Source organism: Kitasatospora sp. LaBMicrA B282 (assembly GCF_050325825.1).
Classification (GTDB): Bacteria; Actinomycetota; Actinomycetes; order Streptomycetales; family Streptomycetaceae; genus Kitasatospora.
The window spans coordinates 1-9,079 of sequence record NZ_JBNQTI010000247.1 but is presented as its reverse complement, the minus strand read 5'-3'; the positions used below and the strand labels follow the sequence as shown (position 1 = coordinate 9,079).

Below are 9,079 nucleotides of genomic sequence, written 5' to 3'. Positions count from 1 at the left end.
CCCCCCCCCCCCCCCCCCCCCCCCCCCCCCCCCCCCCCCCCCCCCCCCCCCCCCCCCCCCCCCCCCCCCCCCCCCCCCCCCCCCCCCCCCCCCCCCCCCCCCCCCCCCCCCCCCCCCCCCCTCGCCGTCCGTCCCTGGTGACCAGACCGGTGACCCTCCGTTCCCCGGTGACCGGTCCGGGGTCAGCCGACCGGGGCCGGCTGCCCGCTCGCCCCGTCCTCGACCGCCCCGCCGGGGGCCTGCTCGAGCATGCTGCCGACCAGCCCGGTGGTGTGCTCGGCCAGTTGGAAGAGCGGGTGCGCGAGGGTGCGCTGCAGGAAGCCGACGGTGGTCCGCACGCCCGGCCCGCCGATCCGGAACTCGCCCAGCACCCGGTCCATCCGGGCGATCGCCTGGTCCCGGTCGGGGGCCCAGACGCAGGCCTTGGCCACCAGCGAGTCGTAGTCCGGCCCGACCCGCCAGCCGGGATAGGCGTGCGTGTCGATCCGCACGAACGGACCACCGGGCGGCACGAACTCCGCCAGCACCCCGGGGGCGGGCGCGAAGTCCCGGGCCGGGTCCTCGGCGTTGACCCGGCACTCCATCGCCACCCCGCGCACCGTCACCTCCGGCTGCCGCACCGAGAGCGGCAGCCCGGCGGCGATGGTGATCTGCTCGCGCACGATGTCGACCCCGGTGACCAGTTCGGTGACCGGGTGCTCCACCTGGAGCCGGCAGTTGATCTCCATCAGGTAGAACTCGTGCTCCGGCGTCAGCACGAACTCGAAGGTGCCGGCGCCGACGAACCCCACGGCCGCCGCCCCGCGCACCGCCGCCGCCCGGATCCGCTCGCGCAGCTCGTCCGGCAGGCCGGGCGCCGGGGACTCCTCGATCAGCTTCTGGTGCCGCCGCTGCACCGAGCAGTCGCGCTCCCCGAGGTGGATCACCGTGCCGTGGGTGTCGCAGAGCACCTGCACCTCGACGTGCCGGGCGTCCTCGACGAACCGCTCCAGGTAGAGCCGGTCGTCGCCGAAGACCGCACGGGCGTGGGCCTGCGTCTCGCGGTAGGCCAGCCGCAGGTCGTCGGCGCCGCGTACCACGGCCATGCCCCGCCCGCCGCCGCCCGCCACCGCCTTCAGGATCACCGGGTAACCGACCTGCTGGGCCAGTTCCTTGGCCTCGGCCGCCGAGCCCAGCGCGCCGGTGCTGCCCGGCAGCACCGGCAGACCCGCCTGCGCCATCACCGTGCGGGCCACCGCCTTGTCGCCGAGCTGCTGCATCACGTGCGGCGGCGGGCCGATGAAGACCAGGCCGTTGCTCTCGCAGATCTCCGCGAAGTCGGGGTCCTCGGAGAGGAAGCCGTAGCCGGGGTGGATCGCCTGCGCCCCGGTCTGCAGCGCCGCCTCGACGATCGCGGGGATGCTGAGGTAGCTGCTCTTCGAGGGCGGCGGGCCGATGTGCACGGCCCGGTCGGCGAACCGGACCACCGCCGAGTCACGGTCCGCGGTGGAGTACACCGCCACCGACGCGATGCCGAGCTCGCGGCAGGCGCGGGCCACCCGCAGCGCGATCTCGCCACGGTTGGCGATGAGGACGGTCGAGAACATCTGACTCCCCTCGCGGGTCACCGGGGTGCGGGCGGTCAGGGCCGGTCCCCGTCCACGGCCACCGGTTCGAGCGCGATCAGGCACTGGTCGAACTCCACCGGGTGCGCGTTGGGCGCGAGCACCTCGACGACCCGGCCGCCGGTGTCCGCGGTGATCGTGCTCATCATCTTCATGGCCTCCAACACGCCGACCGGCTGGCCGGGTTGGACCAGGTCGCCGATGCTGACGAACGGTGGCGCGTCCGGTGAGCCGGCGTGGTAGAAGGTCCCGACCATGGGCGCCCGGACGTAGCGGCGGGTGTCCGCCGGCTCCTCGGCGGCGCCCGGGGCCGACTCACCGGCGGCCGGCGCGGCAGCGGGCGCGGCGCCGTCCGGGGGCGGGGTCGCGGCAGGTGGGGGCGCCGGGTCGGGCCACTCGATCTCCACCGTGGTCTGCCCGTCCTGCATCCTGATCCGCCGCGGCGGGGTCGGGGCCGCCTTGGCCAGGTCCGCCACGTTGCGGCACACCTCGTCGAGCGGCGCGGCGGCGGGCGCCACCGGGCGCACCGCGGCCCGGCGGCCGTCCACCGCACCGTCCAGCACGCCGTCCACCCGGCGGTCACCCATCCGGCGCTCGCCTTCGCGGCGTTCCCACTCGGCACGTTCCGGCTTCATCGGGCCCCTCCTTCGGCACTCGGGTCACCGTCGAGTCCGAAGCGGTGGAAGCGGCTGCTGCGTTCGGCGAGCAGCTGCTGCGGCGACAGGGACTCCAGCTCGCGCAGGGCGGCGGTCACGGCAGCGCCCAGCAGCACCGCGGCCTGCGAGTGGTCCGCATGCGCACCGTCCGGTGGCTCCGGCACGACTCCGTCGACGATACCCAGCCGCAGCAGCTCCCCGGCGTCGACACGCAGGGCCTCGGCCGCGGTCGGCGCCGCCTCCGCGTCCTTCCACAGGATGGCCGCGCAGCCCTCCGGACTGATCACCGAGTAGATGCCGTTGGCGCAGATCAGCACCCGGTCCGCGACCGCCAGCGCGAGTGCGCCGCCGCTGCCGCCCTCGCCGGTGACCACCGCGACCACGGGCACCGGCAGCCGGGCCATCAGCCGCAGGTTCTCGGCGATCGCCACCGCCTGCCCGCCGCGCTCCGCGTCCGGTCCCGGGTTGGCCCCGGGCGTGTCGATCAGCGTGACCACGGGCAGGCCGAGCTTGGCCGCCATCCGCATCAGCCGGGCCGTCTTGCGGTAGCCGCCCGGGCTCGGCATGCCGAACTTGCGGCGCCGGCGCTCCACCAGGTCGTTGCCGCCCTTCTGGTGCCCGATCAGCATGATCGGTCGCCCGTTCAACCGGCCGGGGCCGCCGACCACCGCGGTGCAGTCCTCCGCGATCCGGTCGCCGTGCAGCTGGTGGAAGCCGTCCAGCAGGTGGGCGGCGTAGTCCAGGGTGGTGGGCCGTTCGGGGTGCCGGGCCAGCCGCACGGTGCTCCAGGCGTCGGCCTGCGGCAGCTCCTCGGGGCGGCGCAGGATCGCGGCGCTCGCCGGCCCGCCCGCGGCGGTGGTCGCCGGCTCGACCCGGGCGGTGGTCGGCGGCTCGCCCGCAGCGGTGGTCGGCAGCTCGACCTGAGCGGTGGTCACCGGCTCACCGACGGTGGCCGCCGGGTCGACCTGCAGGGCGAGCAGCTGGGCCAGGGTGGCGCGCAGCGCGGCCCTGGGCACCACGTCGTCCACCAGCCCGTGGCCGAGCAGGAACTCCGCGGTCTGGAAGCCCGGCGGCAGGCTCTCGCCGGTGGTCTGCTCGATCACCCGGGGCCCGGCGAAGCCCAGCCGGGCGCCCGGTTCGGCGATGATGACGTCGGCGAGGGTGGCGAAGGAGGCGGCCACCCCGCCGTAGGTCGGGTCGGTGACCAGCGACAGCACCAGGACGCCGGCCTCGTCGAGGGCGGCCAGCGCCTGGGTGGTCTTGGCCATCTGCATCAGCGAGAGCACGCCCTCCTGCATCCGCGCCCCGCCGGAGGCGGTGACCAGCAGCAGCGGGATCCGCAGCCGCAGGCTGGTCCGGGCCGCCTCGGTGATCAGCGCCCCCACCCCGCAGCCCAGACTGCCGCCCAGGAACCGGAAGTCCATCACGGCCGCCACCACCGGCCGGCCCTCGATGGTGCCCCGGGCGCAGAGCACCGCCTCGCGCAGCCCGGTCGCCGCCTGCGCGTCCGACAGCCGCTCCGGGTAGGGGCGGGTGTCCACGAAGCCGAGCGGGTCGGCCACGCACTCGACGTGGTCGAGCGGCTGGGCCGACCCGGGATCGAGCAGGTGCGCCAGCCGCTGCTGGGCGGTGAGCCGGGCGTGCGAGCCGCAGTCCGGGCAGACCTGCAGGGACCGGCTGAACCGCTTGCCGTAGATGAGCGTGACGCAGCGGTCGCACCGGACCCACGAGGGGTCCGGTGCGGCCGACGGATGGGCTGCCTCGTCGAGCACGGGGTGTCTTCCTTCCAGCCTGGTCCAGGGCCTGACCGCCGCCGTCCGGGCCGGACGGTCGGCCGGTGGTGCCGGTCAGCCGGTGGTGCCGCGTTCCCAGCGGTAGAACTCGCGGGCCATGGCGTCCTTCGGCTCCCGCCAGGTCTGCGGGTCGTAGGCCCGGACGTAGGCGGCCAGCCGGTCGCTGACGCTGCGGAACTCCGGATGGCCGGTCAGTTCGGCGACCTTCGGCCCGGGCGGCTGCTCGGCCTCGATCAGGTGCAGGTAGAGGTCGTCGCCGAACTGGAAGAGGCTGCGGCCGGTGACGCCGATCAGCCCGGGCAGCTCGCCGCGGTCGGAGTCGGCGAAGGCGGCGGCGATGTCCGGGGCGGCGCCGGGCTTCATCCGGGCGACGATCAGGGCGCGGTGCATGGGTGCGAACTCCTCCGGTCTCAGCGCGGCATCGCGGCGCGCGACTCGTGGCCCAGGTCGCGGGCGTGCTCCTCGACCTTCTCGCGGATCAGCGCCATCTGGATCCTGGAGTTGCGGTTGATGTGCTCGGTCATCCCGGCGTCGTCGACCGGGGCGGTGGGCCTCATCGCGAAGTCCTGGATCCAGCGCATCGAGGTGCCGCCCGGCACCTCCTGGTACTCCCAGCGGATCTCCATGAACTCGAACGGGCCGGGCTCCACCCGGCGGGCCCGCACGGTGCGCGCCGTCCGGTCGGCCTCGCGCTCGGAGACCCAGCTCCAGACCTTGCCGTTCTCGTCGGGGTGCATGGTCAGCCGGAAGGTGACCTTGTCCCCCAGCCGGTCGAGCACCTCGACCGCGGCGTACTCGCTGAACAGCTGCGGCCAGCGCTCCAGGTCGTTGGTGAGGTCCCAGGTGAGGCCCACCGGGGCGGCGATCACGATCTCGTTCTCGGTGTGTCCGGTCATCTCAGGCTCCGTCGGTGAGTTGGGAGTTGACCAGGGCGAGGAAGTCGCCCGGGGTCTTGCACTGCTCGGGTTCGTTGCCGATCGCGCGGCCGTAGCGGTTCTCCAGCTCGCCGACGATGCCGAGCAGCCCCAGCGAGTCGAGGCCGAACTGGTCGAATGGCGTGTCGGGCCGGCTCTCCAGGTCCCGCGGGTCGACCGTCAGGCCCGCCCGGCGCTTCATCAGGTCGGCGAGGTCGTCGAAGGTCACGGGTCCGGTCATCAGGGGTCTCCTTCGCTGGGGGGCTTCCGTGGTGGTGGGGGCGGATCGGGGTGGGCCGGGTTCAGGGCCGGTCGCCGGTGCCGCGACGCAGCACCAGGGCCGAGTTGCAGCCCATCAGGCCCCGGCTCAGCACCAGGGCGGTGCGCAGCGGGAGCCGGCGGGCGTGGCCGGTGACCAGGTCCAGGTCGTGGCGCACCTCGGCGACGTTCGGGGTCGGGGGCACGGTGCCGTGCTCCAGGGCGAGCACCGCGGTGGCGACGTCCAGCACGGAGGCGGCGGAGTAGGCCCGGCCGTAGCCGGTCTTGGGTGCGGTCACCGGGACGTCGGCGGCGTGCGGGCCGAGCGCGTCGGCGATGGCCAGTGCCTCGGCCTGGTCGGCGGCGGGGATGCCGAGCGCGTCCGCGAAGACCACGTCGACCTCCTCCGGGGCGCAGTCGGCCTCGGCCAGCGCGCCCTGGATCGCCCGGGCCAGCCCCTGGCGGGAGCGCTCCCAGCCGTCGGTGCCGGTGAAGGTGGCCGCGTGCCCGGCCACCACGGCCCGGACCGAGGCGCCGCGGCGGCGGGCGGCGTCCAGCGCCTCCACCACGAACATCGCGCCGCCCTCGGCCGGGGCGAAGCCGCAGGCCTCGTCGGTGAAGGGCAGGTAGGCGTGGAGCGGGTCGGTGGCGAGGCTGAGCTCGGGGTAGCCGAGCTGGCAGACCACCGAGTAGGGGGCCAGCGGTGCCTCGGTGGCCCCCGCGACCACCGCGTCGGTGCCGTGCCGGATGGTGCGGGCGGCGTGGGCGAAGACGTCCAGGCCGCCGGCCTCGTCGTTGGCCAGCACCCCGCAGGGCCCCTGGAAGCCGCCGCGGATGGAGATCTGACCGGTGCTCGCGGCGTAGAACCAGGCGATCGACTGGTACGGGCCGACGAAGTGCGGCCCCTGGCCCCACAGGCGCTGCAGCTCGCCCTGGCCGAACTCGCCGCCGCCGGAGCCGGCGGCCGTCACCACGCCGACGCCGAACGGCAGCTGCGGGCCGTCGCGCAGGCTGGCGTCGTAGAGCGCCAGTTCGGCGGCGGCCATGGCGTAGTGGGTGAAGCGGTCGGTCTGGACCAGGTAGCGCTCCTCGATCAGGCCGGCCGGGTCGAAGCCGTGCACCTCGCCGGCCACCTTCAGCGGCAGGTGGGTGCAGCCCTCGCGGGAGACCGGGCCGAGGGCGGCAGTGCCCTGCTGGACCGCCTTCCAGAAGGCGTCGGTACCGATCCCGTTGGGGGCGACGACCCCCATGCCGGTGACCACCATCCGGCGGTCCGGCCGGTGTCCGGTCGGGCTCATGCCGCACTCCCCTCGGCGTGGGTGAGGACCACCGCGGACTGGAAGCCGCCGAACCCGCTGCCGACCGAGAGCACGGTCCGCAGCCGGGCGGCCCGGGCGGTGCGCGGCACGTAGTCCAGGTCGCACTCGGCGTCCGGGGTGTCGTAGTTCGCGGTCGGCGGCACCACCCCGTGGGTGAGCGCCAGCGCGCAGGCGACCAGTTCGATCGCGCCGATCGCGCCCAGCGAGTGGCCGACCATCGACTTGATCGAGCTCATCGGCACGGCGTAGGCGTGCTCGCCCAGCGAGCGCTTGACGGCCGCGGTCTCGTGCCGGTCGTTCTGCTTGGTGCCCGAGCCGTGGGCGTTGACGTAGTCGACGTCGGTGGGGTTCAGCCGGGCCTGCTCCAGCGCGCGGTCGATCGCCTCCGACATCTCCCGGCCCTCCAGGGTGAGCCCGGTCATGTGGTAGGCGTTGCCGAAGGTGGCGAAGCCGCGGATCTCGCAGTAGATCCGGGCGCCGCGGGCCCGGGCGTGCTCCAGTTCCTCCAGCACCAGCACGGCGGCGCCCTCGCCCAGCACGAAGCCGTCCCGGTCGGCGTCGAACGGCCGCGAGGCGTGGGCCGGGTCGTCGTTGCGGGTGGAGGTGGCCTTGATGGCGTCGAAGCAGGCCACCGTGATCGGGGAGATCGGCGAGTCGGAGGCGCCGGCGACGATGATGTCCGCCTTGCCCTCGGCGACGGCGTGGAAGGCGTGGCCGACCGCGTCCAGGCCGGAGGTGCACCCGGTGGAGACCGTCTGCACCGGTCCGTGGGCGCCGATCTCCTCGGCGACCTCGGAGGCCAGCGCGCTGGGCGAGAAGGCCCGGTGCAGGTGGGGCAGGGCCTCGCGGTGGTCGACGTCCCAGTGCTCGCCGCCGGCGCTGACCAGCACGTAGTCGTGCTCCAGCCGGGTGGTGCCGCCGACCGCCGAGCCGAGCGAGACGCCGATCCGCCAGGGGTCCTGCAGGCCCAGGTCCAGCCCGGAGTCGCGGACCGCCTCGCCGGCCGCCGCCAGCGCGAACTGCACGTAGCGGTCGGCGCGCTGGGCGCGGGCCGGGTCCAGGCCGCAGGCCACCGCGTCGAAGTCGCACTCGGCGGCGATCCGCGAGCGGAAGCCCTCCGGGTCGAACAGGGTGATGCCGCGGGTCGCCGTCTGACCGGCGGTCAGCTGGTCCCAGAAGGCGCGCACGCCTATGCCGCCGGGGGCCACCACGCCCAGCCCGGTGACCGCCACCCGGCGGGTCACGCCGGCACCCCCGTCGCTTCCCCGCTGTCCTCGGCCGTCTCGGTGCTGACGTGGCCGAGGTCGGGGCGGGGGGCCAGCGGGCCGAGGTGGAAGACCATCCGGGCCTCGGTGCTGCCGACGTTGCGGTACCGGTGGCGGACCTCGCGCGGGACCATCAGGCCGTGGTCGGGCGTCAGCGGGTGGGTGACGCCGTCCAGGTCCACCTCCAGCTCACCGCTGACCACGAAGACGAACTCCTCGGAGTAGGGGTGGTAGTGCTCGCGGATCCGTTCACCGGGCTGGACGATGGCCAGCCCCATGAACCCGCTGGTGGCGCCCACGCTGGTGGGCGTGAGCATGGTGCGCAGGTCGGCGCCGTGCCGGCGGTTGGACGGTGCGTCGTCGAGGTGCACGATGCGGACGGGCTGACTGGTCACGGGGTCACTCTCCGGTGGCGTGGGTGGTCCGGGCGCCGCCGGCGGCGTGCGGCTCGGGGGATGCGGCGTGGCGGTCGGTGACGAGGTCCATCACGCAGGCGGCGAGGAAGCGGGCCAGTCCGGGCTCGGTCGACAGGTCGGTGTCCGCGGGCAGGTCGAGGTACTCCAGGTCCAGGTACCGGGCGATCGCCGCGCCGGCGCCACCGGGCGGGATGCCGGCCGCGGCCACCGGGGCGTCCTGGTGGGGGCCGCGCAGGTCGACCATCCGGACCAGCAGGTCACCGGTGCGGAACATGCTGCTGCCCGCCAGCGGGCTGCCCGGCTCGGCGACGGCCGCCCGGTCCTGCTCGGCGAGCAGCTTGGCCGCGGCCTCGCCGCCGCCCGGCCGCACCGGGTACAGGAAGGCCGAACGGGTGAGCGGGCCGGCCGCGGCGGCCGGACGGGCGCCGCAGTGGTGCACGGCGGGCAGCGCGGCGCGGGCGAAGAAGGCGCGGGCGGAGGCCGGGTCGGTGAGGTCGCGGGCCTCCTCCAGGTACGGGTTGATCGCCTCCTCGACCGCGCGCACCCCGGGCTGCATGGCCACGTGCCGCAGCGCGTTGCCCAGGTCGCCCTGCACCTCGACGGCCCGGACCACCCGGTTGCCGTGCATGAACAGCGAGGTGCGGCAGAGCCGGGTGGTGGCGTCGACCTCGGCGTGCGGGGAGCGGTAGCCGCTGAGCAGCTGGTGCACCGCGCGCTCGCTGCCGGGCTTGACGGTGAAGGTGAGCGCGTGGCGCACGATGCCGCCGGTGGACAGCGCCGGCGCGGGCAGCGGGTCGGTGCCGCGGGCGGGACGGGCGGCGCGGGCGGCGTCGGCGGGACGGGCGGGCCGAGGC

General features: G+C 75.3%; 10 protein-coding genes. All 10 read right to left on the bottom strand.

Annotation, left to right across the window (positions count from 1 at the left end):
• Positions 1-182: 182 nt before the first annotated feature.
• Positions 183-1,586, bottom strand: coding sequence for an acetyl-CoA carboxylase biotin carboxylase subunit (locus tag ACQRUO_RS36855; RefSeq protein WP_428320540.1), 1,404 nt, complete (start codon positions 1,584-1,586; stop codon positions 183-185).
• A 35-nt stretch (positions 1,587-1,621) separates the two neighbouring features.
• A complete protein-coding gene (locus tag ACQRUO_RS36850) occupies positions 1,622-2,239 on the bottom strand; it encodes an acetyl-CoA carboxylase biotin carboxyl carrier protein (protein WP_428320539.1) in 618 nt (205 codons plus the stop codon).
• Positions 2,236-4,032, bottom strand: coding sequence for an acetyl-CoA carboxylase, carboxyltransferase subunit beta (gene accD, locus ACQRUO_RS36845; protein ID WP_428320538.1), 1,797 nt, complete (start codon positions 4,030-4,032; stop codon positions 2,236-2,238). Before accD ends, ACQRUO_RS36850 begins: the two co-directional genes overlap by 4 nt.
• Positions 4,033-4,107: 75 nt before the next feature.
• Positions 4,108-4,443 (bottom strand): TcmI family type II polyketide cyclase, encoded by a 336-nt coding sequence (locus tag ACQRUO_RS36840; protein ID WP_428320537.1) that lies wholly within the window; start codon positions 4,441-4,443, stop codon positions 4,108-4,110.
• Between the two features lie 20 nt (positions 4,444-4,463).
• Positions 4,464-4,949 (bottom strand): SRPBCC family protein, encoded by a 486-nt coding sequence (locus ACQRUO_RS36835; RefSeq protein WP_428320536.1) that lies wholly within the window; start codon positions 4,947-4,949, stop codon positions 4,464-4,466.
• 1 nt (position 4,950) lies between these two features.
• Positions 4,951-5,208: an acyl carrier protein gene (locus tag ACQRUO_RS36830; protein WP_428320535.1), complete on the bottom strand. Its 258-nt coding sequence runs from the start codon at positions 5,206-5,208 to the stop codon at positions 4,951-4,953.
• 61 nt (positions 5,209-5,269) lie between these two features.
• Positions 5,270-6,523 carry a beta-ketoacyl synthase N-terminal-like domain-containing protein gene (locus ACQRUO_RS36825; RefSeq protein WP_428320534.1) on the bottom strand — a complete coding sequence of 418 codons (1,254 nt, stop codon included), beginning with the start codon at positions 6,521-6,523 and terminating at the stop codon, positions 5,270-5,272.
• Positions 6,520-7,788, bottom strand: coding sequence for a beta-ketoacyl-[acyl-carrier-protein] synthase family protein (locus ACQRUO_RS36820; RefSeq protein WP_428320533.1), 1,269 nt, complete (start codon positions 7,786-7,788; stop codon positions 6,520-6,522). The genes ACQRUO_RS36825 and ACQRUO_RS36820 overlap by 4 nt, the downstream gene beginning before the upstream one ends.
• Positions 7,785-8,204: a cupin domain-containing protein gene (locus ACQRUO_RS36815; protein ID WP_428320532.1), complete on the bottom strand. Its 420-nt coding sequence runs from the start codon at positions 8,202-8,204 to the stop codon at positions 7,785-7,787. Before ACQRUO_RS36815 ends, ACQRUO_RS36820 begins: the two co-directional genes overlap by 4 nt.
• Positions 8,205-8,208: 4 nt before the next feature.
• Positions 8,209-9,079, bottom strand: an 871-nt coding sequence (locus ACQRUO_RS36810) for a SchA/CurD-like domain-containing protein (RefSeq protein WP_428320531.1), incomplete at its 5' end; no start/stop codon positions are given.